The sequence below is a fragment of the Paralteromonas sediminis genome, from assembly GCF_003820355.1.
Taxonomy (GTDB): Bacteria; Pseudomonadota; Gammaproteobacteria; order Enterobacterales; family Alteromonadaceae; genus Alteromonas_F; species Alteromonas_F sediminis.
In genome coordinates this window covers 536,814-553,642 of sequence record NZ_RPOK01000002.1, presented here as the reverse complement: position 1 = coordinate 553,642, position 16,829 = coordinate 536,814, and the positions used below count along the sequence as shown (strand labels likewise).

At 44.5% G+C, this 16,829-nt stretch carries 19 protein-coding genes; 3 read left to right on the top strand and 16 right to left on the bottom strand.

Going from position 1 to position 16,829, the window contains the following annotated elements:
* Positions 1-5: 5 nt before the first annotated feature.
* The 8 genes from DRW07_RS07730 to ccoN are packed head-to-tail and all read right to left on the bottom strand — an operon-like array spanning position 6 to position 6,950.
* On the bottom strand, positions 6-662 hold the full coding sequence (locus DRW07_RS07730) for a sulfite exporter TauE/SafE family protein (protein ID WP_124027305.1): 657 nt from the start codon (positions 660-662) through the stop codon (positions 6-8).
* On the bottom strand, positions 655-816 hold the full coding sequence (gene ccoS / locus DRW07_RS07725; RefSeq protein ID WP_124027304.1) for a cbb3-type cytochrome oxidase assembly protein CcoS: 162 nt from the start codon (positions 814-816) through the stop codon (positions 655-657). Before ccoS ends, DRW07_RS07730 begins: the two co-directional genes overlap by 8 nt.
* Positions 813-3,215 carry a heavy metal translocating P-type ATPase gene (locus DRW07_RS07720; RefSeq protein ID WP_124027303.1) on the bottom strand — a complete coding sequence of 801 codons (2,403 nt, stop codon included), beginning with the start codon at positions 3,213-3,215 and terminating at the stop codon, positions 813-815. Before DRW07_RS07720 ends, ccoS begins: the two co-directional genes overlap by 4 nt.
* On the bottom strand, positions 3,212-3,712 hold the full coding sequence (locus DRW07_RS07715; protein ID WP_124027302.1) for a FixH family protein: 501 nt from the start codon (positions 3,710-3,712) through the stop codon (positions 3,212-3,214). The genes DRW07_RS07720 and DRW07_RS07715 overlap by 4 nt, the downstream gene beginning before the upstream one ends.
* Before the next feature lie 57 nt (positions 3,713-3,769).
* Complete coding sequence (gene ccoP / locus DRW07_RS07710; protein ID WP_124027301.1) at positions 3,770-4,720, bottom strand: cytochrome-c oxidase, cbb3-type subunit III; 951 nt, start codon at positions 4,718-4,720, stop codon at positions 3,770-3,772.
* Between the two features lie 3 nt (positions 4,721-4,723).
* Complete coding sequence (locus tag DRW07_RS07705) at positions 4,724-4,897, bottom strand: cbb3-type cytochrome oxidase subunit 3 (RefSeq protein ID WP_124027580.1); 174 nt, start codon at positions 4,895-4,897, stop codon at positions 4,724-4,726.
* Positions 4,897-5,502: a cytochrome-c oxidase, cbb3-type subunit II gene (ccoO, locus tag DRW07_RS07700; protein ID WP_124027300.1), complete on the bottom strand. Its 606-nt coding sequence runs from the start codon at positions 5,500-5,502 to the stop codon at positions 4,897-4,899. Before ccoO ends, DRW07_RS07705 begins: the two co-directional genes overlap by 1 nt.
* A gap of 11 nt (positions 5,503-5,513) precedes the next feature.
* Entirely contained in the window at positions 5,514-6,950 is a 1,437-nt protein-coding gene (ccoN, locus tag DRW07_RS07695; protein ID WP_124027299.1) for a cytochrome-c oxidase, cbb3-type subunit I, read from the bottom strand.
* 301 nt (positions 6,951-7,251) lie between these two features.
* Between ccoN and DRW07_RS07690 the strand changes: the two genes are divergently transcribed.
* Positions 7,252-7,683 (top strand): hypothetical protein, encoded by a 432-nt coding sequence (locus tag DRW07_RS07690; RefSeq protein WP_124027298.1) that lies wholly within the window; start codon positions 7,252-7,254, stop codon positions 7,681-7,683.
* Here the strand turns inward: DRW07_RS07690 and bfr (DRW07_RS07685) are convergent.
* From bfr (DRW07_RS07685) to chrA, 7 genes are all read right to left on the bottom strand, one after another.
* On the bottom strand, positions 7,678-8,145 hold the full coding sequence (gene bfr, locus DRW07_RS07685; RefSeq protein WP_124027297.1) for a bacterioferritin: 468 nt from the start codon (positions 8,143-8,145) through the stop codon (positions 7,678-7,680). The genes DRW07_RS07690 and bfr (DRW07_RS07685) overlap by 6 nt on opposite strands.
* Positions 8,145-8,621 carry a bacterioferritin gene (gene bfr / locus DRW07_RS07680; protein WP_124027296.1) on the bottom strand — a complete coding sequence of 159 codons (477 nt, stop codon included), beginning with the start codon at positions 8,619-8,621 and terminating at the stop codon, positions 8,145-8,147. Before bfr (DRW07_RS07680) ends, bfr (DRW07_RS07685) begins: the two co-directional genes overlap by 1 nt.
* A gap of 120 nt (positions 8,622-8,741) precedes the next feature.
* Positions 8,742-10,319, bottom strand: coding sequence for a cation:proton antiporter family protein (locus DRW07_RS07675; protein ID WP_124027295.1), 1,578 nt, complete (start codon positions 10,317-10,319; stop codon positions 8,742-8,744).
* A gap of 63 nt (positions 10,320-10,382) precedes the next feature.
* A complete protein-coding gene (locus tag DRW07_RS07670; protein WP_124027294.1) occupies positions 10,383-10,904 on the bottom strand; it encodes a hypothetical protein in 522 nt (173 codons plus the stop codon).
* Positions 10,905-10,984: 80 nt separating this feature from the next.
* Positions 10,985-11,842 (bottom strand): universal stress protein, encoded by an 858-nt coding sequence (locus tag DRW07_RS07665; protein WP_124027293.1) that lies wholly within the window; start codon positions 11,840-11,842, stop codon positions 10,985-10,987.
* Positions 11,843-11,844: 2 nt separating this feature from the next.
* Positions 11,845-13,338 (bottom strand): SulP family inorganic anion transporter, encoded by a 1,494-nt coding sequence (locus tag DRW07_RS07660; protein ID WP_124027292.1) that lies wholly within the window; start codon positions 13,336-13,338, stop codon positions 11,845-11,847.
* A 73-nt stretch (positions 13,339-13,411) separates the two neighbouring features.
* Complete coding sequence (chrA, locus tag DRW07_RS07655; protein ID WP_124027291.1) at positions 13,412-14,587, bottom strand: chromate efflux transporter; 1,176 nt, start codon at positions 14,585-14,587, stop codon at positions 13,412-13,414.
* An 83-nt stretch (positions 14,588-14,670) separates the two neighbouring features.
* On the opposite strand from chrA, the gene DRW07_RS07650 reads away from it, so the two are divergent.
* Both DRW07_RS07650 and DRW07_RS07645 read left to right on the top strand, forming a co-directional pair.
* Positions 14,671-15,039, top strand: a complete 369-nt coding sequence (locus tag DRW07_RS07650; protein ID WP_124027290.1) for a diacylglycerol kinase — start codon at positions 14,671-14,673, stop codon at positions 15,037-15,039.
* A 13-nt stretch (positions 15,040-15,052) separates the two neighbouring features.
* Entirely contained in the window at positions 15,053-15,388 is a 336-nt protein-coding gene (locus DRW07_RS07645) for an MmcQ/YjbR family DNA-binding protein (protein ID WP_124027289.1), read from the top strand.
* Positions 15,389-15,414: 26 nt separating this feature from the next.
* Here the strand turns inward: DRW07_RS07645 and nagP are convergent, their stop codons facing one another.
* Positions 15,415-16,713: an N-acetylglucosamine MFS transporter NagP gene (nagP, locus tag DRW07_RS07640; RefSeq protein ID WP_124027288.1), complete on the bottom strand. Its 1,299-nt coding sequence runs from the start codon at positions 16,711-16,713 to the stop codon at positions 15,415-15,417.
* Positions 16,714-16,829 lie beyond the last annotated feature (116 nt).

Genomic DNA, 16,829 nt, shown 5'->3' with positions numbered 1-16,829 from the left:
GTCTATCAAAGAATAAAAAAAAGCAAAGTGAAAGCGTACATAATTAGGCCGACGGCGATGATTTGGCGGGTAGCAGCATGTCGTAATAAGGTTGCCAATGAAGAAGCACCAGCACTGGCGAGCAGCATGACCGGAAAAGTACCTAATCCGAATGCCAACATAATGAAAAAACCTTGTTGCATGCTTTGTGATGCAAGGGACCACGTGAGTGTGGAGTACACGAGTCCACAGGGTAGCCACCCCCAAATCATGCCATAGGGCAGGGCATGAAGCGGTGTTCGAAAAGGAATAAAGCGTTTTGATACTGGCTGTAGCTTTTTCCATAAATGAGCACCCAATTGCTCTAAACGGGTCAGCCCTCGATACCATTGACCAAGGTAGAGCGCCATTAATATCAACATAACAATACTAATGAGTTGTAAGGTCACAGCGCCATAATGTGATGCTGTTGAAACCATGCCTCCTAACAAACCTGTGAACGCACCTGCGACAGAATAGCTAATGACTCTGCCAGTGTGATAACTGAGGGCAAAAGGGAAGTGATGAGAATTCACGGGTGACGCAGCCCTCATGGCTAGCGTTATACTGCCGCACATGCCCAGACAATGAACGCCCCCCGCAAGGCCAATAAAAAAGGCACTGATATAAGAAAATTCAGTCATCCTTTTTAGACTGAATATCGTCGTCAAATAAGATGCTTGAGCCGTGACGTTCCAAATCGTCGAATTGATTAGACTTTACGGCCCAAAAGAAAACGCCAATAGCAATCGCGACAATAATCACTGCAATCGGTATCAATACATAAATAATACTCACAGCAAATCCTTCTTCAAAAGACGGGCGGAGTTGGCAACTACAATGATTGAACTTAGTGACATGCCAACCATTGCCATCCATGGATGCAGTATACCTGAAACCGCAAATGGCAGAATGGATACATTATATCCTAGGGCCCATGCCATGTTTTGCTTAATTTTTCGAGCAGTTAGTTCGGCTATTCCGATCACCCTTTGAACACCCTGTAATTCTGCATTCAAAAAGATGACATCAGCTGCAGAGCGCGCCACATCAGTAGCGTTACCAACCGCTACTGAAACGTCAGCTTGCGCCAATACAGGCGCATCGTTAATCCCGTCGCCCATCATTAATACGCGGGATCCATCACGCTGGGCGTCTTGCATATATGCCATTTTCGATTCGGGGGTCATTTCACCCATGGCATTTTGAATATTCAGTGCTCTGGCTACTTTATCAACTTGCTTTTGTGTATCGCCACTTAATAAACACATAGCATAGCGCGCACGCAGTTCGTCAATAACCGTGTCTGTACCTTCTTTGAGCTCGTCACTTACTACAAATGCGGCCAACCACTGGTGTTCATTAAAAAGAATTACATTCGGTGATAACGGCAGGACCACGAGGGTGTGACCAGTGACTTCAGCGAACCATTGGGGCGACCCTATGTAAAATACCTCACCGTCAACGTGTCCCATCAAGCCTTTACCCGGTTCTACTTTTACGTTTCTTGCGGTGAAATCGGTATTGCTCAGAAATGCACTGGCAATAGGATGTTCTGATGCTGTTTCTAGCGCATGGGCAATACCTAATGCCGTGCTTTCATGTATTTCCGGTGCAAACACCTGTTTTTCTATGCTAAATGCCCCCTTGGTGAGCGTACCTGTTTTGTCTAGCGCGATGGTGTCTATTTTCGTGAGCTGCTCAAGGGCATCGGCGCGCTTAATGAGGATCCCATGGGAATTTAAATTGGCCATGGCACAGGTTAATGCTGAAGGGGTAGCTAAACCTAGCGCACAGGGGCAAGTGGCAATTAATACCGCAATCATGATCCAAAATGCCTGTTCACTGCCAAGGTAAGACCAAAAACCAAAGGTAAGCGCTGAAAGCACCAACACAATACTGACAAATATTTTGGAAAACCTGTCTGCCGTTTGTGCAATTTTGGGTTTATTAATCAAGGCGCTCGTTTGCAAACGTATAATCTGGTTGACCAATGCATTCTTTAGCGTTGCGGTGACCCTGACTTCCAATACGCCATTTTGATTAATGGTTCCACCGTATACGCCATCGCCTGCCACTTTCGCAACAGGGGCAAATTCTCCGGTTAACATAGACTCATCAATCCTTGATTCCCCGCGTTCAATTATTCCATCAATTGGCACAGTCTCACCGGCCTTTACTAACACTTTGTCACCGACCGATAAAGATTTTGCCAACTGTGTAGTGAGGTTACCTTTCTCATCTAATTGATTTGCCGTTACAGGAATATGTTGCATTAAATTGGCAGAAACCTGCGCGGCTTTTTGTCGTGCCCTGTGCTCCAAAAAGCGGCTAAGCAATAGCAGAAAGACAAACATACAGATTGACTCGAAGTAAACCTCTCCCTCTTCAAGCAATACCGACTTTATCCCTGCTAGGTAAGTACCGAGCACTGCGATTGTAACGGGCACGTCCATGTTTACTGTTTTGGCAGCAAGCGCTTTAAACGCGCCTAGATAAAACACACTGCCTGAATAAAACACCACCGGTGTGGTTAAAACTAGTGCAATCCAATAGAAATACTGCCGTGTTTCATGTCCAATATTGCCAAAAAGATCAAAATAAAGCCCGGTCATCAACATCATCACCTGCATCGTCATGATGCCGGCTAGCCCTACCTTTTTTAGATAGCGCTTATGTTCATTAATAAAAGATTGCTCGTGCTGGTCAGGCTGGAAAGGCATGGCGTGATAACCAATACGTTTAATGGTTAGGAGTATTTTACTCAGTGAGATGGTTGCTGATTCCCACGTCACCACGGCCCGCCTTTCCGCCACATTGACAGCAACTTGCTTTATACCTGCCTGTTTAATCAGTTGCTTTTCTATTAGCCAGCCGCAGGCTGCACAGGTTATACCTTCAATAGTGAGCTGAATTTGTTTGTGTTTTCCCTCGTCGTAGACAAACTCTTCTTGCAGCTCGGGCTGATCGTATATCGCCAATTTAGCCAGTGTTATATCCAGAGCGTCGTCGCCTTTTTCAGCGGGCTCTGTGCGAAATTGATAATAGCTTTCCAACCCATTTTCAACGATGGCGGTTGCAACTGCATGACAGCCTGGACAGCATAGTTGACGGGGCTGCCCTAAAATAGTCGTGAAAAATTCCTGCTGCGGGTCGTTCGGCAAACCGCAATGATAACAATTTTCGTGATTACTCATTTGGGGTTAAAAGCAAACGGCCCATTTTGGGGGAAATATAAAGTTTGTTGAATTTTCCACTCTTCGTTAAGTGGCAATAGCGTTACACGCCATTTCCCTTGTTTGGGCATGCCTTCCACGAAGCCTCTATACACACCATTTGCATCGCGTGTTAATAGTATTTCCTGATCTTTGTCCTGTAGGGTAACGTGATAAAACATGAGCTTGATGGCTTCACCGGATTTAGGACGACCTGAGTGGAAAACAACGCTCGCAGCGCCAGACTTTTGTATGTCTATTTCGGTTGTAATGTTGAGATACTTTGCCCTTTCTTTTTTGTCTAATCGGGCATTGATGGCACGGCCTTCTTTATAATAATCGTCAACCACTAGACTATCGGTTGTTGTGGTTGCAAAGTGAATCACAATACCACCAACAATGAATGAAGAGGTGGGGATGGCAATTAAGAACCAGGGCCAAAATTGTTTATACCAAGGGACTAGGTTTTCAGTTTTCATTATCACTTCACGATAAAAAGCCCCGTATGCACGGGGCTTTTTACACTTCATATTTCGTTAGTTTGACAAGCTGTATACATAAGCTGAAACAACATGGATTTTGTCCTCACCCAAGGTTTTCTTGAAGGATGGCATCACGCCGTTTCTTCCGTAGGTGAGGGTCTCAGTTACCGCACGTGTACTGCCACCATACAACCAAATCTGGTCAGTAAGGTTTGGTGCACCCAACATTTGGTTACCTTTTCCATCCATGCCGTGACAGGCAGCACAAGCGGCAAAGCGTGCTTTACCCCTGTCAGCAAGTCCTTGATCAACGTCTCTGCCGCTGAGGCTAAGCGTGTAGGCGACTACTTCATCAACGCCTTGTTCGCCAAATGAATCTATCCATCCAGGCATCACACCTTGGCGTCCAAGCAGCAAGGTTTCTTTAATTTTTGCACCCGAGCCGCCATATAACCAGTCGTTGTCTGTCAAATTCGGGAATCCGCCATTTTGACCGCCGGCGTCTGAACCATGGCATTGCGCACAGTTTTGTAAAAATAGACGCTGACCCACTTTAATGGCTTCTTCATTTGTTGCCAATTCTTCTACCGGTACTTTAGCATATTCAGCAAAAATAGGGTCGAAACGCTCAGCAGCAAAGTCTAACTCACGGTCGTACTGGACCAGTTTTCCTTGCTCTTTGGCTTCAATGCGTGCCTGAGCAGATTCTTCCAGTGTTAGTATGCCTTGGTTAGAGCTTTTCCAACCAAACAGACCTTGCCACGCCCCTAAACCTGGGTAAAGGAGTAAGTAGACAAAGCCCCAAACGATCACAATATAAAATAAGTAGGTCCACCACTTTGGCAGGGGGTTGTTGATTTCGATGATCCCATCAAATTCGTGCCCCATGCTTTCGCCTTCCTTGACACCCGTATTATTAGCCAGGCACCAGCGAAGTAAAAAATAACAGCCAATAATTGACCCTAAGGTAATTACTGAAATCCAAATAGTCCAAAACATGCTCATGGGTTATGACTCCCGCTTTTCATTTTGTTCGTTCGTTGTTGGTTCGTCTGCGAAGGGCAGGTTGGCAGCTTCATCAAAGCGCTTTTTATTGCGGCCACTGAAAGCCCACCAACACACGCCGATAAAGGCGACAAATACAACAACGGTAAAAATACTGCCTATGATCCCCTGGTCCATCACTGTAAATACGTTCCCAGTGACTGAAGATATGCAATTAAGGCTTCCATCTCTGTTTTGCCTTCAACCGCCGCTTTGGCGCCAGCTACATCTTCATCGGTATACGGAACACCAAATGTTTGAAAGGTTTTCATTTTCTTAGCAGTCAATTCTCCAGTAAGCACATTTTCTGCCAGCCATGGGTAACCCGGCATATTAGACTCTGGTACAACATCACGGGGGTTGATCAAGTGGACTCTGTGCCACTCATCACTATAACGACCACCTACACGTGCAAGGTCAGGGCCGGTTCGCTTAGAGCCCCACAAGAATGGATGCTCCCAAACAGACTCACCAGCAACACTGTAGTGACCATAACGTTCGGTCTCAGCGCGGAAAGGGCGGATCATTTGGCTGTGACAGCCAGAACAGCCTTCACGGATATAAATGTCCCGTCCTTCGAGTTGAAGCGCAGTGTAAGGTTTTAATCCTTTCACTGGTTCCATAGTGTCCTGTTGAAACATAAGTGGTGTAATTTGCACCATGGCACCGAAGCTGATAGCGATTAAGATAAGCACTGTCAGCAGGCCGACATTTTTTTCAATTAACTCATGTGGATTTGCCATTTGCGCGCTCCTTATGCTGCTTGAGCTGCTGCATCGGCTGATGCAAAGCTACCTTTGGGTGCACGTACAGTGCGATAAGTGTTGTAGGCCATCACCAACATGCCGGCAACAACAAACACACCACCAATAAAACGAACAACATAGAACGGATATGAGGCTTCCAAAGACTCAACAAAGCTATAGGTCAAGGTGCCGTCTTCATTGACTGCACGCCACATTAGGCCCTGCAGTACACCAGACATCCACATGGCAACGATATAAAGCACAACACCGATGGTGGCTAACCAGAAGTGCACATTCACTAATTTCGTGCTGTACATGCCTTTTTGTCCGAACAGGATAGGAATAAGGTGATATACCGAGCCAATAGATACCATGGCAACCCAACCCAATGCGCCAGAGTGAACGTGACCTACAGTCCAATCGGTGTAATGAGATAGCGCATTTACCGTTTTAATACTCATCATTGGCCCTTCGAAGGTGGACATACCATAGAAAGACAATGAAACAATCAGAAAACGCAATACAGGGTCAGTCCGCAGCTTATGCCAGGCGCCTGACAGTGTCATGATCCCGTTGATCATCCCACCCCAAGAAGGCACAAATAGAATTAGCGACATCACCATACCTAACGACTGTGTCCAATCAGGTAGAGCGGTGTAGTGTAAATGGTGAGGACCCGCCCAAATATAAAGTGAAATTAGGGCCCAAAAGTGAACGACTGAAAGGCGATATGAATAAACAGGGCGTCCAGCCTGCTTAGGTACAAAGTAATACATCATTCCTAGGAAACCCGCTGTTAGGAAAAACCCAACTGCGTTATGTCCATACCACCACTGCATCATAGCATCGACAGCGCCGGCATAGATAGAATAAGATTTAGTGAATGATACAGGTAGCGCCATGCTGTTACCGATGTGTAATACTGCAACGGTCAGCATAAAGGCTCCCAGGAACCAATTGGCAACGTAAATGTGCGACACTTTACGGATAACCAGGGTACCAAAGAAGTTGATTATGTAAGCTACCCAGACCAACGCAATTAATATGTCGATTGGCCACTCAAGCTCAGCGTACTCTTTACTGGATGTAATGCCCAAAGGTAAAGTGATAGCAGCCAGTACAATAACAGCCTGCCATCCCCAAAAGGTAAACGCAGCTAACTTGTCACTGAACAACCTAACCTGACAAGTGCGTTGTACAATATAATAGGACGTTGCAAACAGCGCACAGCCACCAAATGCAAAGATGACCGCATTGGTGTGTAAAGGTCGCAAACGGGAATAGGTTAACCATGGCACATCAAAATTTAGTGCTGGTGCAAATAGTTGTGCTGCAATCAGCAAACCTACGGCCATACCTACTATGCCCCATATAATGGTCATAATAGTGAATTGCCGTACTACCTTATAGTTATAGTCTGGAGTTACCTGGCTTGTATCACTCATTCTTAAAGTTTCCATTTTGAGTTTGGAATTTTTTGCTGTGTTGACGTTAAGTCTTTTCGCACTATCTATTATAAAAAAAGAATCGCAACGTCGGTAATTTCGCTAACTTCTGCAGATTTTAGGTGTAAATTTTTGTACACTTTCCACCCACATAGCGGCGTTCACGCGGGAATAATAAAGTTTTTAATTACAAAAAGATACCGTAAAGTCGCAAGGGTTGATCCAAGTCAAACCAGCAAAGTTTACGTTTACAAATACGTCGTGTTAGGTTTACAAATTATAAACATTTTGAAGAGATTAGATGGTTTATTTAAAGGCTTTTTGGGTATTTGTATTAGTCATTGCCATGGCCTGGGCGATGAAGTACTCGCGTCAGCCTACTGCGCGGGCGCTAGAAGGCCCCGAAAATTGTGTTATTCAGGATGGTCAGTGCGAATTTATACTGGATAACGAACGTGTTTTGGTCAGCTTTTCACCAAAGCCTCAAATTGAAGAGCCGTTAACCATTCGTTTTGCCGGCGACTCACTCAAGCCTATACGGTCAATTCACATAGAGGGGGCTAACATGTATATGGGTAAAACGCCTGTAGTTGCTGAAAGCCAGGAAAAGAATAAGTGGAAAGGGTGGACTATGCTTGGTGCGTGCAGTGAGCCCAACATGACATGGAACATGGTGGTGACCTTTGAAGACGCCACCACGTCCCTAATTCAGTTTCAAACGCGCGCTTTATAGTTGAGACTGGAGATAGTTTTCTAGCCCTAGTCGTTTGATCAGACCTAGCTGCTGCTCTAACCAGTAAGCGTGATCCATCTCAGTATCATCAAGCAAAGTGACTAGCATGTCGCGGGTAACGTAATCGCGTTCAGCTTCACATAATGCAATAGCGTCTTTCAGGGCCTCATCGACAGCATATTCAACACGCAAATCGCTTTCCAGCATACTGGGTACATCATGACCTACTTGAAAGCCGCTGCGATTTTGCATATTTGGCACGCCTTCCAAAAACAACATACGTTCGATTAACTTGGTGGCATGACCACGTTCGTCGTCAAACTCATGATTAATGCGCTCGTAAAGTTTATTTAACCCCCAGTCAAGGTACATCTGAGAATGAATAAAATACTGGTCCATGGCGGCAAGTTCATAGGCTAGCAAGCCATTGAGGGCGTCAATGATTTTTTGATTACCTTTCATTAGTCATCTCCCAAAACCTGGGCCTGTAGGTAGTTTTCCATGCCCATATTCTCAATTTGATATTGTTGCGTTTCAATCCAGTCTAGATGCTCTTCCTCATATTCAAGGATCTCTGTCAGCAAATCTCTACTCACATAGTCCTTTTTTTGTTCGCACAAGGTAACGGCATCTCTTATCACGGCTAATTGTTCATTTTCAAACTTCATGTCACAGGCGAGCATTTCTGCTGTTTCTTCGCCGATATACAGCTTTCCCAATGCCTGCAAGTTGGGTAGTCCTTCCAAAAACAGAATGCGCTCAATCAATGCATCTGCCTGTTTCATATCTTTAATCGACTTTTTGTAGTGTTTTTCATTTAAACTATCCAGCCCCCAGTTTTTATACATTCTAGCATGTAAAAAATACTGATTTATGGAAGTAAGTTCAGTGGTTAACACCTCGTTTAAAGAGGCCACTACGGCTTTGTCGCCACGCATTTGCTATCCCCAGCAAGTTAATACAGACACAAGTATAGCTCCTCTTGTTGAGAAGTCAAAAAAATACGTTATATTTCAACAACATACTAATGAAAACGATTATCACTAAATTAAAGGTTCTTATTTAGCAGCAGGGTGATCACCGATATACGACAAGCTTTCTTCAGCAAAACCTAATCCGGCATCGGTAAAGAAATTGAAGACCTTGTCAACGCCATTATCAAGTAAGATATCTACTTCATCCTGATAGCGGGCAATGGCGGCGATCTTGCCTTCATATTTTGCTTGTTTCAGTTGCGATGTAACGTTAATCGCATCTTCAATTGAGGGCAGGGCAAGCAGTATTAATCTTACCTGGCTCATGTCTAAGTTTTCCCACAGGTCAATATCTTCTCCGTCTCCCAGTACCACATTATGACCTTGGTGTTTTAGGGAATTGATTTTCGCTCTGTCAGCATCCATACCCCACACCACATCTTTAGCCAGGTTCGACAAGGAGGTGAAAGCCCCAATGCCCACACGGCCCATGCCAATTACCAAGAATTGTGCGTTTGTCATTACCGGATAAATATCTTCATTCAGTCGTTCGGTCTTTTCAAAGCGTTTTAACGACTCTTTAAAACGGTTGTATTGCTGATGTGAGGATTTGTAGGCGATACTGGTAAAAACGAATGATGTAGACACCGATATGGCAATAATGACTAGCCAATTTGCATCCAGCATTCCAAGTGAGACAGCCAAAGCACCCACAATTAAACCAAATTCACTGTAGTTGCCTAACACTAAACTTGAAAGAAATGCTGTTCTTGCACGCAGACGCAACGCCATAAACAAAAAATAGAACATAGCAAACTTCAACGGAAGCAAGAGGCATAATGCAAGTCCAGTCAGCAACATAGGCGTGTCAGGTAAAGCGGTAAGGCCAATGCTAAGGAAAAAACCTATCAGGAACAGATCCTTAAAACTCATCAAGGACTTTGCCAATTCAACGGCCTTTCCATGCCGGGCAAGCAACAACCCGGCTAACAGTGCGCCCAAGTCGCCCTTAATATTGACGGCTTCAAACAAATGATAACCACCCAAAGCAAATATAAATCCGGTTAACGGCAGTAATTCACCGTGACCAGATTTATTGATAATTCGGTAGAAAACTGGCATCAATGGTATGAGCAACAGTAACAGTAACGCATAAACGCTGGGGATTTTACCTGTGGCAACTACCATGAAAACAACGGCAAAGATATCCTGCATCACTAGCACACCAATGGCTATTTTGCCGTGACGTGTTTTACTTTCGCCGCTTTCTTCTAATACTTTTACAACACAAACTGTACTACTAAAACTCAACGCAAAAGCAATAAGCAAGGCACTGGCAATACTGAGTTCGGTTAAATAACTGATCACAACCGCTGCGCCATATAATATAGAGGAACACAGTGCCACCCATGCCGTTGTGTGTAGCAGGCTGTTGGCCCAGACTTCTCTTCGCCCCAAATCACGGATGTTAAGTTTCAATCCGATGGTGAACAACATAATAGTAATGCCTAAATTGGCAATAGTGGTGAGCTCTTCTGTAGCATTGAAACCTACGGCGTGAAGAATGAACCCTGCTAGCAAATAGCCGACTAGCGGTGGGATGCCAATAAGTTTAACTGAAAGTCCGCAAATAAATGCAAATAGTAAGAAACTGTATTCCAAGAGACAAAGTCCGTGTAATAACCAGCACTAAGTCTGCCATTTTATGCATTGAGGCTCAAAGGCTTAGTGCTTGTCTTCAATTATTTGTGCGATTTCATTGAGTTCTTCAAACAAAGCATGCTCTTTTATTTTGAGTGCCCCCAATTCAAAGGTGATCTCTGTTTCGCGTCGTTTAGCCTCACCATAGCTTAGAACTTTCTTGTTATTTTGCACCTCATTCGCTGAGGAAGCAGATGCAATATCGGCCACTGATACAGCAGCAGGTGAGGGAATAGGTTTAGGCTCAACTGGATATGTTTGTGCTTGTGGTTCAGGTTCGTAGTCAGCGGCAAGCTGGTATTCTTCTTGCGTTTGTTTTTCTGCGTAAAAAGTTTGCGTTTTTGGCTCAAAGTCAAAGTCAGATAAATGCTTTTTTTTCTTAACCTGGCGCTCAGCGCGATCAATCAGCGCGAGCTTTTGAGCAAAGCGGGTGAGGGCACTTCTGTTAACATGAATGCCCAGTTCGACACAACGAGTATAAACGTTTTCGATGTGTTGATAGTTATGTGAGCGGACGAGCCGCTTAACAATATCTATTTTTTCCATTTGTTGTTTTTGTTATTTTTTAAGCGCTTAACTATGTTACCTCGTAATTCATCTGGATACGAGTATAAAAAGCGTTCACATTAGCGCAACAACAGTAATGGAATACTCGCCTTATTAAGCATTTTTAACGTAAAACTTCCGAGCAACATTTCTCTTAAACGACTGTGTCCAAATGAACCCATCACGAGAAGGTCGATATTGTGTTTGTGTTGATAGCCCAGTAATTCAGTTTCTGCGTTGCCTTCAATCAGCCGTGTTTCAGCCGATACACCAGCAGCCTCAAGGGTTTGCTTAGCTTCGGCTAACAACTGACTTCCTTTGTCTGATTTATCACATACATGTACAACGTGACAGGTCATGCTTTTATAGAGTGGTGATGTGCATAGCCAATTTAAGGCTTTATTGGCTGCTTCACTGCCATCATAGGCAAGTAACAAGCGCTTAGGCTGTCTGAATTCTCTGTTAACGATAAGCACGGGCTTGTGTAAAGCACGAATGATTGATTCAATTTGGTGTCCTAACGCAGACGAACCTTCTTCGTGGTCCTCACCGCGGGCACCTAGTACTAAAACACGTATACTGTCTTCCAGCTCAACCAGTGTTTCTGATAACACGCCATGACGCTGAAGCGTTGTACAATGCTCCACACCAACCTGACTTGCACGCTCTTTTGCAGTATCCAGCATGGATTTGCCTTCTTCCACCAATAACTTATTGCGACGTGCTTCCAACTCAATGAGTTCATCAAGTAGGTGTTCGCGGCTACCCAGTCCAATACTACCACTAAGATCACTGGAAACGGGTGGCTCTCTGTGTTCCAAGTTGTGTAAAAATGTCAGTGGCACACCCACCGTCTGAGCTATCCAGCTTGCATAATCTGCAACGCTTGTGCTTAGTTTCGAACCATCAATACCGGCAACTACGTTGGGCTGTTCCATGCTTAATGTCCTCCAAGCACTTTATCAATTTCTTTGGGGTCGTCATGTATGCCAAAGCGGTCAATAATGGTTGAGCTCGCTTCATTCAGGCCGATGAGTTCTACCTCAGCACCCTCTCTTCTGAATTTTAAAACCACTTTATCCAGTGCTTCAACGGCTGACACGTCCCAAAAATGTGCGAGGTGTAAATCAATAACCACTTTTTCTACAACAGCCTTGAAATCAAACTGAGCGGTGAATTTATCCGCTGAATTAAAAAATACCTGACCGTGTACTTTGTAGGTGGCAGTAGCACTGCTCTGGTCTACCTCTTTTTCTACATACATGAAGTGGCTGACTTTATTTGCAAAAAACACAGACGCGAACAACACACCGACAAATACACCGTAAGCTAGATTGTGTGTTGCAACCGTTACAATGACTGTTGCGAGCATACTAATATTAAATGACAAAGGATGTGACTTAAGGTTTTTAACGGAGTCCCAACTAAACGTTCCAATCGATACCATGATCATCACGGCAACAAGCGCTGCCATTGGAATTTGACTGATCCAGTCACTCAAAAACACCACCATAATGAGTAGTAGAGCACCTGCTACAAACGTAGATAACCTGCCTCGACCACCAGATTTAACATTGATTATTGACTGGCCAATCATGGCACAACCGGCCATTCCGCCTAACAAGCCAGCACCGATATTAGCAATACCCTGGCCTTTACATTCACGGTTTTTGTCACTTTCAGTGTCGGTCAAATCGTCAACAATCGTTGCTGTCATGAGTGATTCCAATAACCCCACCACAGCAAGTGCTGCAGAATAGGGAAAAATGATAGCTAACGTTTCTAATGTCAGTGGAACATCGGGCCAGAGGAAGACAGGCAATGTATCGGGCAGCTGGCCCATGTCGCCTACGGTTCTGATATCTAGTCCTGTCGCTACAGCAAACACAGTTAATGTCAGAATACACACTAGCGGAGACGGAATTGATTTACCAATCACAGGGATATAAGGAAACAGGTAAATGATCCCAAGGCCTACGGCCGTCATCGCATAAACATGCCAAGTAACATTGGTTAATTCAGGCAACTGTGCCATAAATATAAGAATGGCCAACGCATTTACAAAACCCGTTACTACAGATCGAGATACAAAGGACATCAAGGCCCCCAGTTTCAGGTACCCCGCTATAATTTGTAAAATGCCTGTGAGTAAGGTTGCCGCCAATAGGTATTCGAGGCCATGTTCTTTTACTAAGGTAACCATTACCAGTGCCATGGCACCTGTAGCGGCTGAGATCATACCGGGGCGACCACCCACAATAGCAATAATTACCGCTATACAAAATGATGCATATAAGCCGACTTTTGGGTCAACGCCAGCAATGATTGAAAATGCAATAGCCTCAGGTATAAGCGCCAGTGCGACGACAATACCGGCAAGAACGTCACCACGGATATTACCGAACCAATCCTGCTTTTTTGATAAAAGTAACATAGCTTATTCAGCCCAATTCAGTGTTTAAAATAAAGCGCGAGATCATACGCACATGGTCACCTGATCTCAACGTCTAAATAAGCCACGTCTTGCACAATGAAAGTAAGATGATCACGCTCATTACTTCTAAGATAGGCCGTTTTTTGTTGTTAAGCAGGTAAAATCCCAAAATCGCTATTACAATGTCGATTACGTCTTGAATGCCTTTGATTAAAACCGGGTTGATGAACGCGGCCAAGAGTATGCCCACCACAGAAGCATTGATGCCTACCAGGGCTTTACTTAAATGGGGGTGCTGGCGAAGTCCCTGGATATGAGGCAACGCTGACATAAGCAACAAATAGCCAGGCAAGAACACTGCGATGGTCGCTACCAGCGCCCCTATTAAGGGCTGTTCTTTCACCATCACACTGCCTATAAACGTAGAAAAAGTAAACAGGGGACCTGGCAAGGCCTGAGCAAAGCCATAACCGGTTAAAAACACACCTTCCTTCATCCAGCCATTGGCAACAATTTCGTTTTCCAAAAGAGGCAACACTACATGGCCACCACCGAAAACTAATGCACCCGCTCGGTAATTTATGTCGAAAAGAGCAATAAGTTCACCTGATTCCAATTGAGCGAGTATAGGTAACAGCAGTAACAACAGTGTAAAAACAGCAAACCAGACAAATCCACGAGCGCGTCTTGTTCTTGCTTCAGGAGAGGTATCGGCTACCGACAGGGTAGGCAAGACTATGAACGAAAGCATACCTGCCATCACGATGATAAGGATATGCAAGAAGGGGAACGACACATACAATAGCAAAAGCGCTGAGGCTAACGCTATGCACCTGGTTAAGGTGTCACCACATAATTTCTGATACATACCCCATACCGCATGTGCGACAACAGCAATTGCGACCAATAAAAAGCTTTGGATAACAGGTGATAACCACTCAGGGTTGAGTAAATAAACGCCAGCCCCTAAAACTGCCATCAACAATGCACTTGGTAAGGTGAAGCCCACCCATGCTGCCAAGCAGCCTTTTTGCCCTGCCATTTTATAACCAATGGCCATTCCGACCTGACTACTTGCCGGGCCGGGTAAAAACTGACAAAGTGCTACAAGCTCAGCATATTCGGAATCAGTGAGCCACTCACGCTTTTTGACAAATTCATGTTGAAAATAGCCCAAGTGTGCGACTGGTCCGCCGAATGACGTTAAACCCAAGCGCAAAAACAGCCAAAATAATTGGATAACTGACATTAATTGTTGTTTTTTAGCCGACAATAAATGGGATTTAATGGTAGTAGTAATGCAGCTAAATCTCAACGGATTAGGACACTCGCATGCAGCATAAAAATACTGGTATTAAGCGTATTGTTATGGCCACAATTTACTCAATTCATGGTCTTAAAGCCGCGATGAAAAGTGAAGCCGCTGTTCGACAAGAAGTAGTGGCGATCATTATTCTTGTTCCTGTAGCTCTCTGGGTAGATGTGTCCTTGCTAGAAAAGCTGACATTAATTTGCAGCCTATTGTTAGTACTTATTACTGAATTACTCAATACCGCGATTGAAACCGTTGTTGACAGAGTGAGTTTTGATCAACATGAACTTAGTGGAAAAGCCAAGGACATAGGTTCAGCAGCCGTCTTTATCAGTTTACTTGTCGCGAGTATTTGTTGGTTTAGCATACTAATCACGCGTTACGCGTAACTTGGGGTAATGTATGGATATCGTGAATTACCTACGGACAATGCCTTTTGCAGAGGAGTGCTTCCCTTTTGGCCCTGACACCGCAGTGTTCAAAGTGTCAGGGAAAATGTTTGCTTTGCATAGCATTCATCAAGGGCGTCCTATTATTAATGTAAAGGGTATACCTGAAGAAAATCAAAGCTTATGTGATGTATTTGCCGACGTTATTCCAGGGTATCACATGAATAAGAAGCATTGGGTAACAGTGTTTCTCGACGGTGATGTGCCAAAAGGCGAAATTGAAAGGCTAATCGATCAGTCCCACAAGCTGGTTTATAAACCTGCAAAACGAAAAAAGCCCAACTCATAGTCGGGCTTGGTTGTTTTTATGGCGTATTACCAACTGCGCATTTTGTGGCCTTTCAATGCGTAGAATAAAATATACAAGTAGCAAGGGACCATAACACTGTATGCGCCTTGCGGCCCTAAACCTGACATATTAGCCAGACCAAGCAATAAAGGGCCTAAAGCTCCGCCAGCGATACCCATAATCAGCAAGCCAGAAGCTGTACCAGTGAGTTTACCCAATCCTGCAAGTGCAAGTGGCCAAACTGCAGGCCATACCATCGCGTTGGCAAAACCCAGCAATGCAATGCACAGCAATGGATCTGGCAATTCTGGACCACCAAATGGTACGAGAAGGGCGTTAGCAATTAAATACGAATCGTTACTGCCAAATACCACTAACAATGCCACTACAATGCCCGATACAGCAGACATAACCAGTGCACTTTGCTGTGTCATATAGCGCGGAATGAGCACAATACCAATCGCATACCCCACCAACATACACTTCATTGTGTAAGAGGTCATGATCGAGTAGTCGGCAATACCTAAGTGGAGTGCATAAGAGCCTATGGTGTCTGCAGCTATCACCTCTACCGCTACGTACAGTGCAATGGCAATAACACCCAACACTAAATGAGGGTGACGCATAGCCTCTCTGACTTCGCCCTTACTGCTTGAACTCTCTTCCTCAAAAACAAGATCGGGTAGGGGAGAGAATTTAGCAAACGCTGCGAACAGGAAGATTAAACCGGAAATTGCAATGTAAGGCGCAATTAGACTGTTTGCCATTATGTCTTTCTGAGCCTGACTTAACACATCGCCGTCTGTGACACCTGCCACTGTGACTGCAGCAAACATGTACGGTACCACAACACCGGCAAACTTATTTAAAAGTCCCATGATGCAAACACGAACAGCCGCTGAATCTTCTGAGCCCATTTTTACAACGTAAGGATTGACAGCCGTTTGCAAAATGGTTTGGCCAACACCTATCAATAACTGTGCACATAGAAAGATTTCAATTTTCTGTAATTGCGCAGCGGGTATGTATAGAAGGGCGGAAGCAGCCATCACTGCGCAGCCTATTGCCATACCATTTTTATAACCCACACGTTTGATGAGCATAGCCGATGGAATACCAGCTATGGTCACGGCAATGTAAAATGACGCGATAATAAAGGCGGCATGCAATGGGGTTAATTCGAGCATTTGTTGCAAAAACGGCGTTATCGCGCCATTTAGCCAGGTAATACACCCAAGAATAAAAAACATAGAACCCGCCAATGTCATTGGCAGTAGTATGCTCTGCTTCTCAGGTGCGATTTGTTTTTGATCAACAGTTTCCATAAGTCACTTCTTCTTAGTTACTCGTAATCCATGATGTGAAAAGCACCCTTTATGCTCAGCCACATGTGAAAAAAGTGTTTACACTATACTTACTTTATCTAAACATGACAACGTTG

Excerpts from the sequence above, each read along its gene's own strand:
- DRW07_RS07730 (WP_124027305.1), bottom strand. The coding sequence starts at position 662 with ATGACTGAATTTTCTTATATCAGTGCCTTTTTTATTGGCCTTGCGGGG.
- chrA (WP_124027291.1), bottom strand. The coding sequence starts at position 14,587 with ATGTCAGTTATCCAATTATTTTGGCTGTTTTTGCGCTTGGGTTTAACG.
- ccoN (WP_124027299.1), bottom strand. The coding sequence starts at position 6,950 with ATGAGTGATACAAGCCAGGTAACTCCAGACTATAACTATAAGGTAGTA.
- DRW07_RS07645 (WP_124027289.1), top strand. The coding sequence starts at position 15,053 with ATGGATATCGTGAATTACCTACGGACAATGCCTTTTGCAGAGGAGTGC.
- bfr (WP_124027297.1), bottom strand. The coding sequence starts at position 8,145 with ATGAAAGGTAATCAAAAAATCATTGACGCCCTCAATGGCTTGCTAGCC.
- DRW07_RS07690 (WP_124027298.1), top strand. The coding sequence starts at position 7,252 with ATGGTTTATTTAAAGGCTTTTTGGGTATTTGTATTAGTCATTGCCATG.
- ccoP (WP_124027301.1), bottom strand. The coding sequence starts at position 4,720 with ATGAGCATGTTTTGGACTATTTGGATTTCAGTAATTACCTTAGGGTCA.
- DRW07_RS07670 (WP_124027294.1), bottom strand. The coding sequence starts at position 10,904 with ATGGAAAAAATAGATATTGTTAAGCGGCTCGTCCGCTCACATAACTAT.
- DRW07_RS07660 (WP_124027292.1), bottom strand. The coding sequence starts at position 13,338 with ATGTTACTTTTATCAAAAAAGCAGGATTGGTTCGGTAATATCCGTGGT.
- nagP (WP_124027288.1), bottom strand. The coding sequence starts at position 16,713 with ATGGAAACTGTTGATCAAAAACAAATCGCACCTGAGAAGCAGAGCATA.
- bfr (WP_124027296.1), bottom strand. The coding sequence starts at position 8,621 with ATGCGTGGCGACAAAGCCGTAGTGGCCTCTTTAAACGAGGTGTTAACC.
- DRW07_RS07650 (WP_124027290.1), top strand. The coding sequence starts at position 14,671 with ATGCAGCATAAAAATACTGGTATTAAGCGTATTGTTATGGCCACAATT.
- DRW07_RS07705 (WP_124027580.1), bottom strand. The coding sequence starts at position 4,897 with ATGGACCAGGGGATCATAGGCAGTATTTTTACCGTTGTTGTATTTGTC.
- DRW07_RS07715 (WP_124027302.1), bottom strand. The coding sequence starts at position 3,712 with ATGAAAACTGAAAACCTAGTCCCTTGGTATAAACAATTTTGGCCCTGG.
- DRW07_RS07720 (WP_124027303.1), bottom strand. The coding sequence starts at position 3,215 with ATGAGTAATCACGAAAATTGTTATCATTGCGGTTTGCCGAACGACCCG.
- ccoO (WP_124027300.1), bottom strand. The coding sequence starts at position 5,502 with ATGGCAAATCCACATGAGTTAATTGAAAAAAATGTCGGCCTGCTGACA.
- DRW07_RS07665 (WP_124027293.1), bottom strand. The coding sequence starts at position 11,842 with ATGGAACAGCCCAACGTAGTTGCCGGTATTGATGGTTCGAAACTAAGC.